Origin of the sequence: Pantoea sp. paga, assembly GCF_007558755.1 — a bacterium.
Lineage (GTDB): Bacteria > Pseudomonadota > Gammaproteobacteria > Enterobacterales > Enterobacteriaceae > Pantoea > Pantoea agglomerans.
Map to the genome: position 1 here is coordinate 125,337 of NZ_VLTF01000010.1, position 18,193 is coordinate 143,529.

The window sequence follows — 18,193 nt, forward strand, 5'->3', positions numbered from 1 at the left end:
TTAGTTACTTAACAGCTGGAGAATCATCTCAGGAGTCTTGTTCGCCATCTTGCTGACGGCCGTCTGACCCTGCTGAATAATCTGGCTGCGTGCCAGCTGGCTTGCTTCTTCAGCATAGTCCGCATCCTGTATGCGGCTGCGAGCCGTTGACGTATCCACGCCCTGCTGCGCCAGCACATTACGGTTCGATTCGTAACGATTTATCTTCGCGCCATAGGTCGACTGATAGCCGCTGATCTTCTCCAGCGCGCTATCGAGCGCCTTCATGGTGGTGGAGATGTCATCACTGTTCAGCAGTGTGGTGTTGTTCAGCCCCAGCGTTTTGGTATCTGACGGCGTAGCGGGGATGCTATCCGACTGCACTGGCTGACCATAATCGGCGCTGGTGACCACTTCCAGAGGGCGACTCTCATGTGGCGGCGTTGCAGGCACGCCTTTGGGTTCCGGCAGCTTTCCCCAGGTCAGATTGCCGGTGAAGGAGCCATTGCCCACCACCACAACAATCAAATCCTCGCTGACGGTATCCAGCGTGATGCGCTCAAGCCGGTTACTGGTGATGGTGCCGTTGTTGAAATCGCCGCTGGCGACATCCTCATAGCGATCACCGTCACCGCTGTAAGTGATGTTCATGCCGTTGTAGGTGCTGCTGTTACTGCCCGCCAGCGTCCAGCTCGGGCCGCCCTCCAGCAACTGAGAACTGTCATAAGTCGCACCGCTGGCAAATCCGTTACTGCTGGTCAGGAGGCGACTATCCGCGGTAGCCGCATTAGTGATGCTTTTGCTGGCCCAGGTGTAATCAGGCGCACTGCCGTCCAGTGGTGTACCGACCAGGTGCTTACCGTCGCGGGTAAAAAGCTGGAGATCGTCATCCATACCCAGCGAATCAATCGTGATGCTTATCGCCGTCGAGCCTGCCGGGATATAGGCCAGCGGGATCACGCCCGAGGTAAAGGAGTAATTCTTGCCCGGCACCGGAAACTTCGTGTTGATAGGGTCAACGTTACCCAGTTTCGCAGGAGGCAGATCGGGATTATTAGTCGCCAGCGGATAACGCCCGAAAATCTCGGTGTGGTCAGCGACTTCATTGATGCCTGCCAGAATCTGCTGGTACTGGCTGTTGACGCTCTGTCGATCCGCGTCTGACAGCGTGCCGTTGGCTGCCTGGACCGACAGGGTACGCGCCTGGACCAGCAGATCGACGATGCTGCCAAGGCCGCCACTGGCAGTCTGGGAATAGCTGATGGCGTCATTGAGGCCACGCGCTACCACCGCATCGGCATTGATATTGGCCGTCATGCGGTTGGCAATCGCCTGACCTGCCGCGTCATCTCTGGCACTGTTAATTCTCATCCCTGATGATAACCGTTCAACCGTTCGTCCCAGAACAGAGTCAGTGTTGTACCGCGTTTTGTTCGTAATCGCGGCGGTTTCGTTATGGTTGATCGTTAACATGGTCGCTTCGAACAGGGAGAGGAGTCTCTGTTTTATCGGCAGGGTGATAAGCAGCTTTAATCTCTGTGGCGACAAAAAGGCAGGGAATACGGGGCCGGACGGTCAACAGTCTGATGGCTAACCGCTTTTCAGATAAAAAAAATTAACGGTTCAAGGATGGCAGGAAACACGCCTGCTACGCGATGACGCAGCAGGCGAACGAAGATCAGTTAAAAACCATGCCGCCATCAATCAACAGCGACTGACCGGTCATGTAATCGGAATCGCGACTGGCGAGGTAGGCGACACAGGCTGCCACATCTTCCGGCTCAGAAAGACGTCCCAGCGTAATGCGTTTCGCAAATTCCTCGGTGCCGTAACCGGCAGGCTTGCCGGCTGCTTCAGAGATCTGCCGGTCGATCTCTTCCCACATCGGTGTTCTGACAATGCCAGGGCAGAAGGCGTTGACCGTGATGCCGGCAGGTGCCAGATCGCGCGCGGCGGTCTGCGTCAGGCCGCGCACGGCAAACTTACTGGAACTGTAAACCGCCAGCTCCGGATTACCGACATGACCCGCCTGAGAACAGGCGTTGATGATTTTGCCGCCGTGACCTTCTGCAGCAAACGCTTTAATCGCGGCCTGCATACCCCAGATCACCCCTTTGACATTGACGTTGTAGACCTTGTCGACCACCGCTTCGGTGATCTCAGCAATCGGCGTGGAGGGCGCAATACCGGCATTATTGACGATGACGTCAAAGCCGCCCAGCGTGCGGCGCGCCTCTTCTACCGCTTCCATCACCTGATCACGCTGCGAGACATCGACTTTCAGCGCAATCGCTTTGCCGCCCTGCTTATTGATCTTCTCCGCGACCTGGCGTGCGGTCTCCTGATTAAAATCGGCTACCGCAACCGCCAGTCCATCTTTCGCCAGACGCAGGGCGATCGCTTCACCAATGCCCTGGCCTGCGCCGGTCACAAATGCCACTCTGTTTTTCATCATGATTTCCTTTTTGAGAAATTAAAGAAGCTGGCTCAGATGCAGCTGACCCATCAGCAGCGGGTTGTCGGTGTAATCGACCGGCACAGCCACCACGGCGGGTCCCTGAACATCCATCGCTTTACGCAGCGTCGGCTCCAGCTCTGCCGCGCTGGTCACCGCAAAGCCCGCTGCCCCAAACGCTTCGGCGTAGGCTTTGAAATCGACCGGTCCAAAATTGACGCCCGAGACGCGGTGATATTTTTTCTCTTCCTGCATCGCCACCATGTTGTAGGCGTTATCGACCCAGACGATGTGCAGAATGTTGGCTTTTAAGCGGACGGCAGTTTCCAGTTCCATGCTGGATTGCAGGAAGCCGCCATCACCGGAAACTGAAACCACTTTGCGCTGCGGCTCGACCAGCCAGGCACCAATCGCCCACGGCAGGGCCACACCCATCGTCTGCTGACCGTTGGAGATCATGATCTGCCGGGCGCGGAAGCTGTAGAGATAGCGGGCGATCCAGATGTGGAAGCTGCCCATATCGACGGTAAGGCTGACGTCACTGTTAATGATGTCCTGCATGGCGCGCACAATGCGCAGCGGATGCAGAGCAAACTGATTGAGGCTGGCACCCTGCATCGCGAGCAATTTGCGCTGCTGCTGACGATCCTCAAGGATGGTGGCGGCTTCCGGGGTCAACTGGAGTGGGGCGGTGATGCGCGCGGCGAGTTTACGCACCGTGGCGGCGATATCACCCACCAGTTCTGCGTCCGGCAGATAGCGGTTATCGGTCTCAGCGGGTATTACGTCGATATGAATCAGGGTGGCGTTACCGCTGTTCCACATCGCCGGTTCATATTCCACCGGGCTGTAGCCGATGGTGACGATCAGGTCAGCCTGTTGCAGCAGCCTGTCGCCCGCCTGGTTGTTAAACAACCCGACGCGCCCGGCGAAGCGTGAGAAGTGATCCTGTCTGACCGCTCCCGCTGCCTGATAGGTGCTGGTGACCGGAATGTGACTGCGTGTCAGCAGCTCATGAATCGCTTCGCTGTTCTCTGTCTGGCTCGCCATTAATCCCAGCAGGATGACCGGATTTTTAGCCCCGGCGATGGCCTCGCTGACGGCGTCGATCATTGAGTCAGGTGCGGCGCCCAGTACCGGGCGGCCTTTGCTGCTCAACGCTTTGCCGGTAACCGGCTGATCGACAATATCCTGTGGCAGGCTGATAAAGGCACCGCCGCCCCGGCCATGTTCGGCGTGGCGAAACGCATTCGACAGGCATTCAGAAAGCGCAGCGGGGTCTGTGACCTCAACTGCATATTTAGTGATTGGGCGAAACATTGAAACCGTGTCCATGCTCTGATGAACCTGCTTGGCGCTGTCGGAGCGCTTCACCTGACCGCCGATAGCCACCACCGGATCGCCTTCGCTGGTGGCGGTGGCCATGCCGGTGATCAGGTTGGAGCAGCCCGGCCCGGAGGTGACCAGCGCCACGCCCGCATTGCCGGTAAGGCGGCCCACTGCGGCGGCCATAAATGCGGCGTTTGCTTCGTGGCGAACCGGGATGGTCTGGATGGAGGAATCCAGCAGTGAGTCGAAGACTTTATCAATTTTTGCGCCAGGAATGCCAAAGACGTGGCGGACGCCCTGTGCCTCAAGTTGCGCCACCACCAGGTCAGCGCCACAGGTCCAGAGTGTGGTATCGGTTGGAGTTTTCATCGTCATTCCTCTGATTAGCTTTCTACCGCACGAATCGCGGCGTCAAGATTGGCGGGGTTGAGGTCGGCATTGAGAAAATCGCTGTCCTGCGGCAAATCCACGACCAGCTTGCTGATGGCACCAAAGGTCAGGGTGCCCTGTTCCAGCGCATAATCGAGAATGTGGCCGCCGCCTTCGCGGTCGTCGGTAATAAAATGTTCGTGATAGCCCGCAACGTTAATGCCCTGCATATATTGCGGCGTACGGAATCCGATCAGTTCGCCCGCACGCTGGCTGAAGGCAAAGGTCGGCTGATCGCCCAGCACTTCCGGCATTGAGCGATAGGGACGGCACTGGCATGGCACGGTGCGGGTCTCGACGCGACTGAAACGACCGCTGATGCGCAGTGCGCAGAACTGGTTATCGGAGGTGATTTCGTTGTCGATCACCTGATGGATCGCCTCACGCGACATCGGCCGGTCAAATTCATACAGATGCTGCGGTTTAAAAAAGGTCATCACAGCAAACGGGGTTTTCTGCGCCGGATCGGCCGGGTGCGCGCTGCCGTCGGCGTGCAGCTGATACACCTTGCTGTCAAACGCGATCATCTCGCCATCCAGCCGGTTAAAGGTACCCAGGCCAAAATCCCCTTTACGCAACAGATCGGCAATACGAACATTGCCGTCGTAAACGCCACTCAGCAGCGCACTCATTAAAGAGGTCTGATAGATAACGCTTTCTGGTGCATCCTGGGAAAGCGTTAAGACAGTATGTTTTAGTTGATCCTCACAGGAACAATCAGTTACATAATTGCTCATTTGATGCCTCGTCGATTAACCGTTAAGCCGTGTTAACCTAATGGTGAACCGATTCAGTCGGTGGGTCCAATAGCGAAACCTGTTAACTTTGAGACGTTTTTGATATGGAACTTCGCCACCTGCGTTATTTTGTTGCCGTAGCCGAGACGCTTCACTTCACCCGGGCCGCTGAAATGCTGGGGATTTCGCAGCCGCCGCTGAGTCAGCAGATACTGCGACTGGAGCAGGAAATTGGCACACCGTTGCTGAAGCGCCTGACGCGTGGAGTGGAACTCACCGAAGCGGGCGAAGCGTTTCTGGCGGATGCCAGGCAGATAGTGCAACTTGCCGATCAGGCGCTGGAGAACGCACGCGGTATTGCGCGCGGGATCAGTGGTCAGCTGTCGCTGGGCTTTGCCAGCTCGGTGGCGTTTAATCCACGCATCTTCACCCTGATCCGCCAGTTTAAAGAGCGTTATCCGGCGATGGAGCTGCTGACCCGCGAAGAGAATATGTCTTTGCTGATGCAGGATTTACAGGAGGGATTGCTGGATGCCGCTTTTATCCGGCTGCCGTGTGAAAGCAGCAAAGCATTTAATCTGCGCGTCATCTCCACCGAAAAGATGCTGATTGCGCTGCCGCGCTGCCATCCCCTCAGCGGCACACCCACCGTGGCGCTATCCGCGCTGGCGGGGGAAACCCTGGTGATCTTCCCGCGCGACGTCTCGCCCAGCCTGTATGAGTTGATTGTCACTGCCTGTCTGCGGGCGGGCTTTTCGCGCCACACTTTTCAACAGGCTCCGCAGATCACTACGTCGCTGGGCATGGTGGCGGCGGGCTGCGGGATTGCGCTGGTGCCGGAGTCGATGCGCTGCGTCGATAACCCCGGGGTCAGCTTCTGCGATATCGAAAACAACACGCTGTTTACTGATGTTGCCTTTGCCTGGCGTCGGCTTCATCCGTCAAAAGCGGTGCTGCATCTGCTGGCGCTGCTGGCAGAACAGCCTGCGGCACCAGGCGAAGCGGGTTGATAAGCGCCAGCTATTGAACTGAAAACAATAACCAACTGGCGGCCAGGGACCGGGATGCCAATAATCGGTGCATGACTACATACCGCGTAAGAGTCGGGTTTCACAACCCGTCAGCCCTGACATTCAGGCAACTGGATGAAATTCTGGAGCCGCAGCGATTCTGGAGAACAGATTCGGCGGGCGGCCAGTTCCGCTATTTCATGGAGTATGAGTACCAGTCTGACGTGCGCGATCTCTGTTCGGTCTGCTCGCTGGCCTACAGTCAGGCCTGCAAAGTCAGAAAGTGCCCGCTGATTCTGGTCGAGGTGATGAACTGATCCTTTCCGGCGATCTCGCACTTCTCAGCATGGGATCGCCGGGTATTGTTTTAACGTGAACCGCGTTGCATCAACAGACTTAACGCGGCGGGCAGCACCGTGAGCGTTACCAGCGTACCGCTGACCAGACCGCCAATAATCGCCAGTGCCATGGGCCCCCAGAAAACCTGATGGGCGATGGGGATCATGCCGAGTATTGCCGCACAGGCGGTCAGCAGAATGGGACGCGCACGGTGATGGGCAGCCTGCCGGATTGCCTCACCCGCGGGCAGTCCGGCCCGGCTATTCGCATCGACTTCACTGATCATGATTACCGCGTTGCGGATGATGATCCCCGCCAGGGCAATAATCCCCAGCAGCGCCACGAACCCCAGCGGTGTGCCAGCCGGCAGCATTGCGGATACGATGCCGGGCAGGCCAAAGGGTGCCATGCTCAGCGCCAGCAGCATGCCGGAGAAGCGTTGCAGCTGAATCATCAGCAAGACCAGCATGACGCAGATCGTCACCGGCAGCAGAGCAAACACTGAACCGTTGCCTTTATCCGATTCGGCTGCCACGCCACCTTCTTCAATACCGTATCCGGCAGGCAGCGAGGCGCGCAGGGCGGCGACGGTTGGTGCGAGCTGCTGCGAGACCTGTTCAGCCCGCTGACCGGGCGCAATATCGGTCTGTACGGTGATGTAAGCCAGCCTCTGACGTCGCCATATTACCGGGTCATCCACTCCCCAGTTCAGCGTTGCTACCTGTCGCAGTGGGATTTTCTGTCCGCTGGCATTGGTGATCATCAATCCTGCCAGTGTGTCAGTGTCCTGCCGCTCCGGGTCATTGCTGCGCAGCACGACGTCGATCAGGCGGTTACGATCGCGCAGGGTGGTCACCACGCTGCCGGACATCAGAGTATTCAGCGCGGTGGCTATCGTTTCGGAAGAGAGTCCGGCTGCGCGGGCTGCTGTCTGGTTCACCGCCAGCGTCATGACCCGTTCTGGCTCTCCGGCGGTAAGATTGACCTCGCGTGTCAGCGGTGAGCGGGCGATCAGCGCCGCCAGCCGATCGGCCGCCTGCCGCACCCTGGCATTATCCGGGCCGGTGATGCGATATTTCAGCGGCCAGCCGACCGGTGGACCCAGCTCCAGCGGCGATACCCGTGTAGTAATATCACTGAAATCCACCGCCAGCTTCTGCTCCAGCCTGCTGCGCAGCCGATCGCGTGCCGCCAGATCTTTCGCCACCACCACCAGCTGCGCGATGTTTTCATTATCCAGCAGCACATCCATCGGCAGATAAAAGCGTATTGCGCCCGAGCCAACGTAGCTGGTGAAGTTCGCCACATCCCGATCGTTGCGTAGCATCTGTTCCAGCTGTGCGGTCCGGCGGGTGGTTTCAGCCTGCGCTGCACTGGCGGGAAGCGTCAGGCTGACCAGCAGCTCGGGGCGATCCGACGCAGGGAAAAATTCACCCTGCATAAAAGTGGTGGCGTAAAGGCTGACCAGCAGCACCGCCATCGCTGTGCCAATCGTCACCAGCCGGTTGCGCAGAATCACCTCCAGCAGCCGATGGTAGCTCCGCGTCAGCACGCCCGGCGGCTTATCGGCCTTTATGTGCCTGGCCGACAGCAGCCAGCAGCCGGTGAGCGGAGAGAAGATGACAGCGACGACCCACGAGCAGAGCAGCGCCAGGGCGATCACCACAAACAGCGAGTAGCAATATTCTCCGGCACTGGAGGCGGCGAACCCGACCGGAATGAAACCGGCGATCATCACCAGCGTACCGGTCAGCATCGGAAAGGCGGTGGTTTTAAACGCATAAGTCGCGGCTTGCCACTTGCTGTCGCCTGCCTCGAGTCGCGCCACCATCGCCTCGACAGTGATCATGGCATCATCCACCAGCAGCCCCAGCGCGATAATCAGCGCGCCAAGCGAGATGCGCTGGAGTCCGATGCCTGCCATTAACATGCCGGTAAAGGTCATTGCCAGTACCAGCGGGATCGCCGCCGCAACGACCAGACCGGCACGCAGTCCCAGCGAAACAAAGGAGACGGCTAACACGATGACGACCGCTTCGCCCAGTATCCGGACGAAGCCGCTGACCGCGTTTTTCACCACCGAAGACTGGTCGGCCACACGGGTCATAGTAATACCGTGTGGTAACTGACCGGCCAGCATCTGCATGCGCTGACTGAGCTGCTGACCGAAATCGAGCATGTTGCCGCTGCCGGCCATGGAGATCGCCAGCCCGATAGCCGGAACGCCGTTAACCCGGAACGTCGGGGCTGGTGGTTCGGCAGGTTGCAGGCTGATGGTGGCCAGATCGGTCAGCGGAATAAAACGCTCACCGATATGCAGGGTAATCGCCCGCAGATTTTCAACCGAAGTCAGGGTGCCGCTGACCCGCAGCGCAATATTCTCGCGGTCGGTACGCAGGCTGCCCGCCGGGACGACATCGTTCTGGGCTTTAATGGCGTCGCTGACCTGCTGTAAATCGAGACCCATGCCGTTCAGCTTGCGCGGCGAAAAGGCGATAACCACCTGCTGCTCCTGTACACCTAACAGGCTGGTTTTACCGATGTCGGGCAGACTGGCCAGGTTGCGACGCAGGTTATCAACCCGGTCGCGCAGCTCTCTGGCGGTAAAACCATCCGCCGTGAAGCCATAAATGGTGCCGAAGGTGTCATCAAACTCGTCGTTAACGGCCGGACCCTGCACGCCCTGCGGCAGTGAAGGGGCAACGTCCTGCATCTTTTTACGCAGCTGGTACCAGATGCCGGCCACCTGAGAGGGCGGCGTGTCATCGCGCAGGTTGACATAGATGACGGTTTGTCCGGCGCGGGTTTCGCTCTCAACCGCATCCAGAGACGGGATCTCCTGCACCTTCTGTTCCAGTACGTCTGTGAGCAGTTGCACAGTGGTGTTCACATCAGCGCCTGGCCATTGGGCTGAGATTACGGCGGTTTTGATAGTAAACGCCGGGTCTTCGTTGCGTGACAGATTTTCATAGCTCAGCACACCCGCCGCCATGACCAGCAGCATGAAAAAGATCACCAGTTGCTGATGCGCCAGCGCCCAGCCGGAGAGGTTAAAGCCAGACGATTTTTTCATGGAGCCTCCTGGGAAAGCGTCACTTTTTCGCCAGGCTGCAGGGTGCTGACCCCGGCGGTGACGACGCGCTCCCCCGGCCGGATCCCGGCAGTAACGAAGATTTGTTGCGCGTTAAAGCGGGCCAGCACTACCGGACGAAGCTGCAGGCGTGACGCCGCATCAACGACCAGCAGCGCGGGTTTGTCTGCGGAGCGGGTCAGGGCGCTGGCGGGCAGGACGATGACCGGCGGCTGCGCATCGGGAAGGCTGACAATGACCGTGGCACCGGGAGCCATCGCCTCAGGCGGCTGATTTAGCGAGATGCGCAGCCGCCATGTGCGGGTCTGCGGATCGGCCTGCGGGCTGATGTCACGCACTGTGCCACTGGCCTGCACGCCGGGATCGGCGAGCAGCGTTACTTTTAGCGGTGTCCGGTCATCAGGGCGCAGCAGCGCAGGCGTTGTCAGGTCAAACACCGCATCGCGTGCATCTCCTGCTGCCAGCGTCATCACATTTTGTCCGGCGCTGACCACCTGACCTGGCTGAACCGTGATGGCGGTGATCCGACCTGCTGCAGGCGCAGTCAGCTGAGTCCAGCTGAGGTTATCCTGGGCATTTTTCAGTGCCGCTTCGCTGCTGAGACGGCGGGACTGTGCGCTCTGCCAGTCCGCCTGGGCGCTGTCCAGCTGGCTGCGGGCGATGGCCCCACCAGGCATCAGCAGCCGCATCCGATGCAGGTTAAGCGCGGCGACCCGTTCGGCGGCGCGTGCGCTGTCGAGATCGGCCCGCGCGCTGCTTAGCTGATTGCGTGACTGATCATTTTCCAGCGCTGCCAGCGATTGCCCGGCGCTGACGCGATCGCCCAGCTCAACCGCACGGCTCACCACCCGGCCATCCAGTCTGAAGGCCAGCGCAACCTCTTCATGAGCACGGATTTCGCCAGTCAGCACCAGCGACGCATCACTGCTGAGCGGTGGGGCAATCACTGATTTAACCGGGCGGAGCGGGGCGGCAGGCGGAGCAGAACTATTGTCCCGGCAGCCGGTCATGATGAATACCCCAAGCAGCACGAAGATGATCGGTGCAAAGATGTGAATACCAAAGAGATGACGCCACACCTGGCGGGCAGCATCCGATAAGAAGTCTGTCATAACCGGGTTCCTTTAATGAGTTGTGCTCATTGAACCCGGCTTGTGTCCAGAAACGTTTTATGAACCATCAAGAAATGGTCAAGCCAGAACAATTTATCTCGCTGGCAGCGTTATCCCGATCAACAGACCGCCGTCGGCGGGCAGCGTGGCGTGAAGCGACCCGCCGTGCGCCTCGACGATCGCTTTGGCGATCGACAGTCCCAGACCGCTGCCGCCGGAGTGGCGGGCGCGTGAGGAGTCAGCCCGGGTAAAGCGGTCAAACAGCTACGGCAGGAAGTCCGGTTCCACACCCTGACCGTAATCACGGAAGGTCATTGTGATCGCCTGAACGCTCTGGCTGGCGGTGATCAGCAATGCGCCACCGTCGGCAGCATAGCGCAGCGCATTTTCACAAATGATGGTCACCACCTGGCCCAGCCGGAAGGTATCGGCATACAGTCGCAGCTCCTCCGGTGCTATGACACTGATATTCACACCCGCCTGTTCTGCCTGCGGCATCAGCCAGCCGGAGCGCTCGCGCAGTAATTCGCAGAGATTAAACCACTCGCGGTTCAGGGTAAGCTGCCCGGCATCCGCCAGCGACAAGAGATGCAGTTCGTCTGTCAGGCGACTGAGCTGCGTCAGTTGCTTCATGATCATCGCCAGCTGTTGCGGTTCGGCAGGAAAGACGCCATCCAGAATCCCCTGCAGGCGACCCATCGCCGCCGTCAGCGGCGAGCGAAGTTCATGCGCCATCGCCACATGCGAGGTGCGCAGCTCACGCTCGTAACGCGCCAGCTGCTGCGTCATCTGATTGAAGTCTTCAGTAAAACGTACCAGCTCCTGTGGGGCTTCTTTTACGATTACTGCCGATCGGCCAAATTCCCCTTTCGACACCGCTCGCGCTGCGGTAGCCAGCTGGCTGAACTGCGCCGACAGCGGGCGGGCGAAACGCAGCGCCATCAGCACCATAAACGGAATCATGACTACGACCAGCACGATCACGGTAAGCCAGTCCGACGAGGCCAGCGACGGATCGGAGAAGTTGATGCCCCACCACTGGTCGATAATCTGATGAAAGCGTGCCGGATCGCTGGCAGGGTGTTGGCGCAACCGGGTGAACTCATCCAGCAGCGCGGGCGGCATTCGGTAATAGACCCAGTACGCCTGCACGGCAAAGCGTAGCCACATACAGATGGCGATGAGCACCACGCTGCCAATCGCCAGAAACAGCACCCGGATGCAGATCCAGCGCCACAGTGAGGTATGCGTATCGTTCTTCATGGCTGTCTGAACCGGTAACCGACGCTGCGCACTGCCGGTAAGACATCAGAGATGCCTGCGGCTTCCAGTTTGCGACGCAGGTTATAGACGTGGGTATCGACCACCCGCTCAAGCGCATCGCTTTCCGGCAGACAGTGCTCCAGCAGAAACAGGCGGGTAAACGGACGTGTCGGGGCACGCATCAGGGTGACCAGCAGGGAAAATTCGGTCGGTGTCAGATCGAGGCGGCGCGGTGAAGCACCGTCACTATCGACCACTGCGGTAAGTGCCACCGGGTCCACCACTAAACCCGCCCAGCGCAGGGTTTCTGCCGCGGGAACCTGACTCTGCTGGCTGCGGCGCAGTACTGCCTGAACGCGCGCCACCACTTCGCCCGGATGATAGGGTTTGACCACGTAGTCATCCGCGCCATAGCGCAGTGCGCCGATGCGGTCCGGCGCATCACCCATCGCGGTCACCATGATTACCGGCGTATCGTCACGACGTCGCAGCGCTGCCAGCACTTCAGTACCGTTCATGCCGGGCAGCATGATATCCAGCAGGATCAGATCGGGCTGCCAGCGTCTGGCGGCATCCAGCCCGCCTGGCCCGTCACCGGCAATCATGACCTCATAATTTTCACGTTTCAGGTAGGCCTCAAGTACGCCCGCCGCATCAGCATCATCTTCAATAATCAGTACACGTTTTGACTGCATTTTCGGATCACCTTGACTGTTTCTTCATAAATCCCTGGTCGTTCATTGACACTCGCCTCGCATACTCCGGCCATTGACGCGGCTCTGAACCCCTCAGCTCCGCACCTGATGTGATAATGAGGAAACGTGATGATAACCGGAAAAATAACGCTGCACATGGTCTGTTTTTCGCTGGCATTAAGTGCCGCTGCGGCCATGGCTGATGAGAGTACCACGCCACCGCCCAGCCTGACGCTGGGCATTGCAGGTATCAATGCACCACGCTACAGCGGCGCCGATAAGCAGCACTGGCAACTGATGCCGGTGATCCAGGCGCGCGATGGGGCCTTCTTTTTAGACTCGCAGAAAGGGATTGGCTACGACCTGCAGGCAGATAACGGGCTTTATCTTGAACATACGCTGGGCTACGGGCTGGGCCGATCTGACCGGAATTCATCCTGGCGTGACGGGGATGACCGGCTCAGGGGCATGGGGAATATCGACGCAACGATGAACACCGCGCTGGCGCTGGGATGGTCGGTAACGCCGTGGCTGGTGCTGGAGGGCAAAGCGACGCTGCCATTAAGTGATAGTCAGGGTGTGCAGTACCGGACTTCCGTAACCCTGATCCCCTGGCAGACCAGTGACGATACCGTGGCACTGCAGGTGGCGGGTCTGTTTGGCGACGGGCGTTATATGAATACCTGGTATGGCGTTAACAGCAAGCAAAGTGCGCGCAGCGGATTTGAACGGTACGACGCCGCGGGTGGATTTTATGGCACCGACACCAGCCTGACCTGGAGCCATCAGTTCACGCCTGCCTGGGCCGCCAGTGTGATAGGTGACTACAGCTGGCTGGATAAGCATGCTTCAGATAGCCCCATCGTTGCACGGCACAACGGCGCATCGGCCACCCTGGCATTGAGCTACACCTTCTGAATGGCACCATGAAGAAAAGTGAGATGCGCAGCCACCGCCTTTTGCTTGCGGCACTGATTCTGTTGTATGTCGTGGTCTATACACTGACAGGCGTGGCGCTTAGTCTGTTGGATGCGCCGGGACGGGGGTAGCGCACTGCTGCAGTTGTTCGTCGCTTTAAGGCGCAGAGTGACTGCGCCAGGCATGTTCATTTTCTGCTACAGATATCAGGCACGCTGGTCTCGCTGGTAAAGATGAATAATCTCTTCAGAGAGTTCGCGAGCCAGCATCGAGGTCATCAGGTGATCCTGCGCGTGAACCATAATTAATGTCATGGGTTGACGGCCTTCGCCTGCATCCTGTTCAATCAGCCGTGTTTGCATTTTATGCGCCTGTCGGGTGAAGGTATCCGCCTCGTGCAGCAGAACCCGGGCCTGTTCGATTTCACCCTGACGCGCCGCCCGTAACGCCTCAAAGCAAAGGCTGCGCGACTGCCCGGCATTAACAATAATTTCCATTACCGCCTCTTCCTGATCGATCATGCTAAATTCTCCGGATGGTTAAAACCGTTACGGGCAGCAGTTGCAGCAAACCATTCCCCGCTTTTTTTCACCGTGCGTTTCTGAGTAGTGATATCAAGCTCGACAAAACCGTAACGGTTTTTATAGCCGTTACACCATGACCAGTTATCAATAAAGGTCCACATATGGTAACCGAGGCACTGACTGCCCTCGTCGATCGCCCGGTGAACCCATTTAAGATGTTCAGCAACAAAGTCGATTCGATATTGATCGTCTATTTGTCCGGCCTGAACAAAACGTTGTTCATCTTCGACACCCATTCCATTTTCTGAAATAAAACAGCGTGGATTCCCATAATTCAGCCGCAGATTAGTGAGAATGTCATAGATGCCTGGTTCGTAAATTTCCCAGCCACGGTATGGATTCATTTTTCGGCCCGGCATCTCATAACTTTCAAAAAACCATTCAGGCATAAACGGAGCGGCAGGATTAATAGCGCTATCGCGGCATTTGACCCGCCGCGGCTGATAGTAATTGACCCCCAGCAGGTCAATGATGCCGTCAGCGATCAGCGCCTTGTCCTCAGCCTGCGTTAACGGTAACTGGTCGTACTGTCTGAGCAGCGCGACCAGATCCGCCGGAAATTCACCCCGTAAAACCGGGTCGAGAAAACTGCGATTAAACAGCAGGTCTGCATGATGAGCGGCCATGAGATCCGCCGGGTGCTGTGACCGCGGATAAGAAGGCGTGAGATTAAGCACAATGCCGATCTCTCCCGCTGAGCGGCTGGTCCTGAAAGCCCGGACCGCTGAGGCATGAGCCAGTACGGTGTGGTAAGCCACCGTAGCTGCCCGGCGGAAATCCACCACGTTAGGATAATGGAAGTCATACAGATACCCGCCTTCCACTGGCACAATCGGCTCGTTAAAAGTGAACCAGTGCAGCACGCGATCACCGAATAGCTCAAAGCAGAGGCTAGCGTAGCGACTAAAAGCTGCAACGACCTGGCGATTTTCCCAGCCTCCCTGATCCTGCATCGACATCGGCATGTCAAAGTGAAACAGCGTAATAAATGGGGTAATGCCCTGTGCCAGGAGCTCATCAATCACCCGATTATAGAACGCCACTGCCTCTTGATTGACGTCGCCGGTGCCATCAGGGATCAACCGCGACCAACTGATGGAGGTGCGGAAACTGTTGTGATTCAGTTGCTTCAGCAGAGCGATATCCTGATGCCAGTGCTGGTAAAAAGTGGACGTCTCACCTGGGCCAACCTGCTGATGAAAGCGGGATGGCTGCTGCGAATACCAGTAATCCCAAATGGTGGCGCTTTTGCCACCGTTCAGGCTATCGCCCTCGGTCTGCAAAGCGGAACTGGCGCTGCCCCACCAGAACGTATCAGGAAATATATAGTGCATAATGCCTCTCTTCAGAAGAATCAGGGGGTACCGGCGGTTTTTGCCAGCGGAGCAGGTGACTGCGACTTTTCCGGCTCATTTTTCATCAGCGATCGCTCGTAGGCCCGCAGGAACGGCAGGTAACACAGCGCTGAAAACGCCATGCAGACCAGGCACATGACCACAGGACTGATCGCCCAGTTAGCTGCCCACGAGGCGCCAATCGGCGCTGGCGTCGTCCATGGCGTGAGAGAAACCACCTGAGCCAGCCAGCCCAGCCGGGTTGCGGTATAAGCCAGTACTGCGTTAAGCATCGGCACGCAGACAAAGGGGATAAACATCAGAGGATTCATGATGATCGGCGCGCCAAACAGGATCGGCTCGTTGATATTAAAAAAACTTGGCACAATGCCCATCCTGCCGATGGTTCGCAGATGGGTAGCGCGGCTGCGCAGTAACAGGAAAGCGAGAGGCAAAGTAGAGCCGACACCCCCAATCAGCAGATAGTGATCCCAGAAGCCCTGGAGATAGATATGCGGCAACACCGTGCCTGCCGCCAGGGCGGCCTGATTAGCAGAGAGATTAGCCATCCAGAACGGATTCATAATGCCGGTCACAATCAGTGCTCCGTGAATGCCGGCGAACCAGAAGATCTGACATAGCAGCACCGACAGCAGAATGGCAGGTAAAGAGTCAGACGCGGAGACCAGCGGTGCCAGCAGATGCATGATGGCCTGTGGAATGATCATTCCGGTCCGGGCTTCAATAAAAAGGTTCAGCGGGTGAAGAGTGCCGATAATCACTATCACCGGAATCAGGATCTCGAACGATCGTGCGACGCCGGTCGGTACCTCTTTTGGCAGACGGATAGTGATGTTGTTGTGCTTCAGCCAGGCGTAAACGCGGGTAGCGTAAATGGCAGTAATCAACGCGGTGAAAATCCCCTGACCTGAAAGATATTCGGTTGAAATAGTGTGATTTGAGTAGGGTGCTGCCACCAGTAAAAAGGCCATAAAGGCCAGCAGACCAGACATCACCGGATCCAGTGCGAATTGCCGTCCCAGACTGGCCCCGATACCCACTGATATAAAGAAAGTCATGACTCCCATGCTGAGATTAAACGGCAACATCAGCTGGTCACGGTAGGTGGCGGAAAAATCGAGCCAGGCACGGGCCAGGCTGTTGGTGCTGGTGGCGGAAAAGGGAGGAAAGATAAATACCAGCATAAACGAGCCAATAATCATAAACGGCAGGGCCGCAGTAAAGCCATCACGGATGGCTATCACATATTTCTGCTGACCCAGCCGACCAGCAAGTGGCGTAATTGATTGCTCGATCACCGTAATCATCGATTGATAGAGGGAACTCATAAGGCCGCCTTGTCATGTGCTGCTGCGATCAGTGACAGGGCAAAATGCAGCACCTTGTCCCCCCGCTGCATGCCGTAATCCATCATATCGATCGGTTGTATCGGAATATTTTGGCCAGCTGTTTTTTCCGTCAGGCTTTGCAGCATGTACTTCACCTGTGGCCCAAGCAGAACCACCTGATAGTGGGAAAATTGCTCATCAAACTCCGCCACGCCAAATGCCTTGATCTCAACGGATAACCCTTGCTGAGCGGCCGCTTCCTCCATTTTTCGCACCAGCATGCTGGTAGACATACCTGCTGAACAACACAACATGATTTTGTACATGGTCACTGTTCCTCACCCTTTACACTCAAGTGAGGCTGATTGGATAACATATGGAAACCGGTTTCCATTGCGATCAATAAGAAGTGTGATGACTGTCAGAAACCCTTATCTACAGGTTTTTTTAATTAGATAACGATCACAAAAATGACTGAAAAGCCAGGGTAAGACCTGTATATGGGAAAACGGTTTCCACAGCATAGTGAAAAAGTTATACTTTGAGCTGCGAATTAATGTACAGCAGGACAGGGTTGGCTTTTTTTGGCGTAGCGCCATTTTCAGGGGAGAACGATGTCTACTATCAACGATGTATCGCGGCTGGCTGGGGTCTCTAAAGCCACAGTTTCCCGGGTGTTGAGCGGCTCACGTGGCGTGAAGGAAGCCAGTCGTCTGGCGGTACTCAAAGCCGCTGAAGAGCTGAATTACCGGCCTAATGTTATAGCCCAGTCATTATTCAGTCAGACAACCCACTGTATTGGCGTAATCTGTGCGCAGGAAAATGTTAACCAGATTACCGCCTGGCTTTTCGCGCTGGAAAAACAACTGCGCCAGCATCAAAAACATCTGTTGTTACGCTTTGCGCGCAGTAAAAGTGAAATCCTCACCGCACTCGATGAGCTGAGTTGTGGCCTGTGCGATGATGTGCTAATCATTGGTGCGCACTTACCGCTTAACATTGATGATGAACATGTCATTCTGGTTGACTGTGCTGAAGCAGAAGGGCCAAACAGTATTCAGTTCGATCACGCCTTTGCCGCTGAGACAGCCTGCAATTTCCTGATTAACCAGGGCCGGCGTCAAATTGCATTAATCCAGCCAGAGAATGGCAGTACGGCCGGGCAGGTGTTAGATGGCTATAAACTGGCGCTGGAAAATAATGTTTTACCCTTTAACCGCAATCTGGTCATCACTGATGCGGTCTCATCATCGGTGGCTATTCAGATGCTGTTGAATAACGCCAGTAGTCGTATTTTTAATGCATTACTGGTGGCTAATGAGCAGGAAGCACAGCGCGTAATGACGCAGTTACAGGCGTTCAATAAAGCGGTGCCTGACGACATAATGGTCTTTAGCCTGGCGGGTTCAGTTAATTTACCAGGTTTACCTGCTATACCGGCGATTGAATATTCCCTTGATGCGCTTGCATCCCGTATCGTCAGCTGGTTAACCGCCACTACCCAGCAGATGCTGGGTAGCTCGGTATTACGGGGTGATTTGATTATTCCCGACTGGCGGCAGCGCTAAT

General features: G+C 57.0%; 15 protein-coding genes and 1 pseudogene. 4 read left to right on the forward strand and 12 right to left on the reverse strand.

What is annotated here, in order from left to right; all coding sequences use genetic code 11:
• The 4 genes from FOV68_RS21045 to budA form a co-directional block, all read right to left on the reverse strand.
• On the reverse strand, positions 1 to 1,452 hold the full coding sequence (locus FOV68_RS21045; protein ID WP_031593742.1) for a flagellin: 1,452 nt from the start codon (positions 1,450 to 1,452) through the stop codon (positions 1 to 3).
• Between the two features lie 205 nt (positions 1,453 to 1,657).
• Positions 1,658 to 2,431: a (S)-acetoin forming diacetyl reductase gene (locus FOV68_RS21050; protein WP_143991521.1), complete on the reverse strand. Its 774-nt coding sequence runs from the start codon at positions 2,429 to 2,431 to the stop codon at positions 1,658 to 1,660.
• 21 nt (positions 2,432 to 2,452) lie between these two features.
• A complete protein-coding gene (gene alsS, locus FOV68_RS21055) occupies positions 2,453 to 4,132 on the reverse strand; it encodes an acetolactate synthase AlsS (RefSeq protein WP_010256852.1) in 1,680 nt (559 codons plus the stop codon).
• Positions 4,133 to 4,146: 14 nt separating this feature from the next.
• On the reverse strand, positions 4,147 to 4,929 hold the full coding sequence (budA, locus tag FOV68_RS21060) for an acetolactate decarboxylase (RefSeq protein WP_086906840.1): 783 nt from the start codon (positions 4,927 to 4,929) through the stop codon (positions 4,147 to 4,149).
• Positions 4,930 to 5,033: 104 nt separating this feature from the next.
• Between budA and FOV68_RS21065 the strand changes: the two genes are divergently transcribed.
• The gene (locus FOV68_RS21065) at positions 5,034 to 5,939 is read left to right on the forward strand and encodes a LysR family transcriptional regulator (RefSeq protein WP_069027166.1); all 906 of its coding nucleotides are present in this window, start codon (positions 5,034 to 5,036) and stop codon (positions 5,937 to 5,939) included.
• A gap of 71 nt (positions 5,940 to 6,010) precedes the next feature.
• Positions 6,011 to 6,256, forward strand: coding sequence for a hypothetical protein (locus FOV68_RS21070; protein WP_010256845.1), 246 nt, complete (start codon positions 6,011 to 6,013; stop codon positions 6,254 to 6,256).
• A 50-nt stretch (positions 6,257 to 6,306) separates the two neighbouring features.
• Here the strand turns inward: FOV68_RS21070 and FOV68_RS21075 are convergent, their stop codons facing one another.
• From FOV68_RS21075 to FOV68_RS21090, 4 genes and pseudogenes are all read right to left on the reverse strand, one after another.
• Entirely contained in the window at positions 6,307 to 9,351 is a 3,045-nt protein-coding gene (locus tag FOV68_RS21075; protein WP_115764962.1) for an efflux RND transporter permease subunit, read from the reverse strand.
• Complete coding sequence (locus tag FOV68_RS21080; RefSeq protein WP_143991495.1) at positions 9,348 to 10,481, reverse strand: efflux RND transporter periplasmic adaptor subunit; 1,134 nt, start codon at positions 10,479 to 10,481, stop codon at positions 9,348 to 9,350. Before FOV68_RS21080 ends, FOV68_RS21075 begins: the two co-directional genes overlap by 4 nt.
• A gap of 93 nt (positions 10,482 to 10,574) precedes the next feature.
• A pseudogene (locus FOV68_RS21085) lies at positions 10,575 to 11,744 on the reverse strand (sensor histidine kinase).
• Complete coding sequence (locus FOV68_RS21090) at positions 11,741 to 12,439, reverse strand: response regulator (RefSeq protein WP_083070645.1); 699 nt, start codon at positions 12,437 to 12,439, stop codon at positions 11,741 to 11,743. Before FOV68_RS21090 ends, FOV68_RS21085 begins: the two are co-directional and overlap by 4 nt.
• Positions 12,440 to 12,568: 129 nt before the next feature.
• Between FOV68_RS21090 and FOV68_RS21095 the strand changes: the two genes are divergently transcribed.
• Positions 12,569 to 13,357 (forward strand): MipA/OmpV family protein, encoded by a 789-nt coding sequence (locus FOV68_RS21095; RefSeq protein ID WP_031594549.1) that lies wholly within the window; start codon positions 12,569 to 12,571, stop codon positions 13,355 to 13,357.
• Between the two features lie 206 nt (positions 13,358 to 13,563).
• On the opposite strand, the gene FOV68_RS21100 is transcribed toward FOV68_RS21095, so the two are convergent.
• Genes FOV68_RS21100 through FOV68_RS21115 form a run of 4 tightly spaced genes read right to left on the reverse strand, consistent with a single transcriptional unit; the run spans position 13,564 to position 16,950 of the window.
• Positions 13,564 to 13,878, reverse strand: coding sequence for a PTS lactose/cellobiose transporter subunit IIA (locus FOV68_RS21100; protein ID WP_039387287.1), 315 nt, complete (start codon positions 13,876 to 13,878; stop codon positions 13,564 to 13,566).
• Positions 13,875 to 15,275, reverse strand: a complete 1,401-nt coding sequence (locus FOV68_RS21105) for a glycoside hydrolase family 1 protein (RefSeq protein ID WP_031594546.1) — start codon at positions 15,273 to 15,275, stop codon at positions 13,875 to 13,877. Before FOV68_RS21105 ends, FOV68_RS21100 begins: the two co-directional genes overlap by 4 nt.
• A gap of 20 nt (positions 15,276 to 15,295) precedes the next feature.
• Complete coding sequence (locus FOV68_RS21110) at positions 15,296 to 16,624, reverse strand: PTS sugar transporter subunit IIC (protein WP_031594545.1); 1,329 nt, start codon at positions 16,622 to 16,624, stop codon at positions 15,296 to 15,298.
• Complete coding sequence (locus FOV68_RS21115; RefSeq protein WP_031594544.1) at positions 16,621 to 16,950, reverse strand: PTS sugar transporter subunit IIB; 330 nt, start codon at positions 16,948 to 16,950, stop codon at positions 16,621 to 16,623. The genes FOV68_RS21110 and FOV68_RS21115 overlap by 4 nt, the downstream gene beginning before the upstream one ends.
• Positions 16,951 to 17,238: 288 nt before the next feature.
• On the opposite strand from FOV68_RS21115, the gene FOV68_RS21120 reads away from it, so the two are divergent.
• Entirely contained in the window at positions 17,239 to 18,192 is a 954-nt protein-coding gene (locus tag FOV68_RS21120) for a LacI family DNA-binding transcriptional regulator (protein ID WP_143991496.1), read from the forward strand.
• Position 18,193 lies beyond the last annotated feature (1 nt).

What these genes read in the sequence shown, in the direction of transcription:
- FOV68_RS21045 (WP_031593742.1), bottom strand. Translation starts at nt 1,452, where the DNA reads ATGTTAACGATCAACCATAACGAAACCGCCGCGATTACGAACAAAACG.
- FOV68_RS21050 (WP_143991521.1), bottom strand. Translation starts at nt 2,431, where the DNA reads ATGAAAAACAGAGTGGCATTTGTGACCGGCGCAGGCCAGGGCATTGGT.
- alsS (WP_010256852.1), bottom strand. Translation starts at nt 4,132, where the DNA reads ATGAAAACTCCAACCGATACCACACTCTGGACCTGTGGCGCTGACCTG.
- budA (WP_086906840.1), bottom strand. Translation starts at nt 4,929, where the DNA reads ATGAGCAATTATGTAACTGATTGTTCCTGTGAGGATCAACTAAAACAT.
- FOV68_RS21065 (WP_069027166.1), top strand. Translation starts at nt 5,034, where the DNA reads ATGGAACTTCGCCACCTGCGTTATTTTGTTGCCGTAGCCGAGACGCTT.
- FOV68_RS21070 (WP_010256845.1), top strand. Translation starts at nt 6,011, where the DNA reads ATGACTACATACCGCGTAAGAGTCGGGTTTCACAACCCGTCAGCCCTG.
- FOV68_RS21075 (WP_115764962.1), bottom strand. Translation starts at nt 9,351, where the DNA reads ATGAAAAAATCGTCTGGCTTTAACCTCTCCGGCTGGGCGCTGGCGCAT.
- FOV68_RS21080 (WP_143991495.1), bottom strand. Translation starts at nt 10,481, where the DNA reads ATGACAGACTTCTTATCGGATGCTGCCCGCCAGGTGTGGCGTCATCTC.
- FOV68_RS21090 (WP_083070645.1), bottom strand. Translation starts at nt 12,439, where the DNA reads ATGCAGTCAAAACGTGTACTGATTATTGAAGATGATGCTGATGCGGCG.
- FOV68_RS21095 (WP_031594549.1), top strand. Translation starts at nt 12,569, where the DNA reads ATGATAACCGGAAAAATAACGCTGCACATGGTCTGTTTTTCGCTGGCA.
- FOV68_RS21100 (WP_039387287.1), bottom strand. Translation starts at nt 13,878, where the DNA reads ATGATCGATCAGGAAGAGGCGGTAATGGAAATTATTGTTAATGCCGGG.
- FOV68_RS21105 (WP_031594546.1), bottom strand. Translation starts at nt 15,275, where the DNA reads ATGCACTATATATTTCCTGATACGTTCTGGTGGGGCAGCGCCAGTTCC.
- FOV68_RS21110 (WP_031594545.1), bottom strand. Translation starts at nt 16,624, where the DNA reads ATGAGTTCCCTCTATCAATCGATGATTACGGTGATCGAGCAATCAATT.
- FOV68_RS21115 (WP_031594544.1), bottom strand. Translation starts at nt 16,950, where the DNA reads ATGTACAAAATCATGTTGTGTTGTTCAGCAGGTATGTCTACCAGCATG.
- FOV68_RS21120 (WP_143991496.1), top strand. Translation starts at nt 17,239, where the DNA reads ATGTCTACTATCAACGATGTATCGCGGCTGGCTGGGGTCTCTAAAGCC.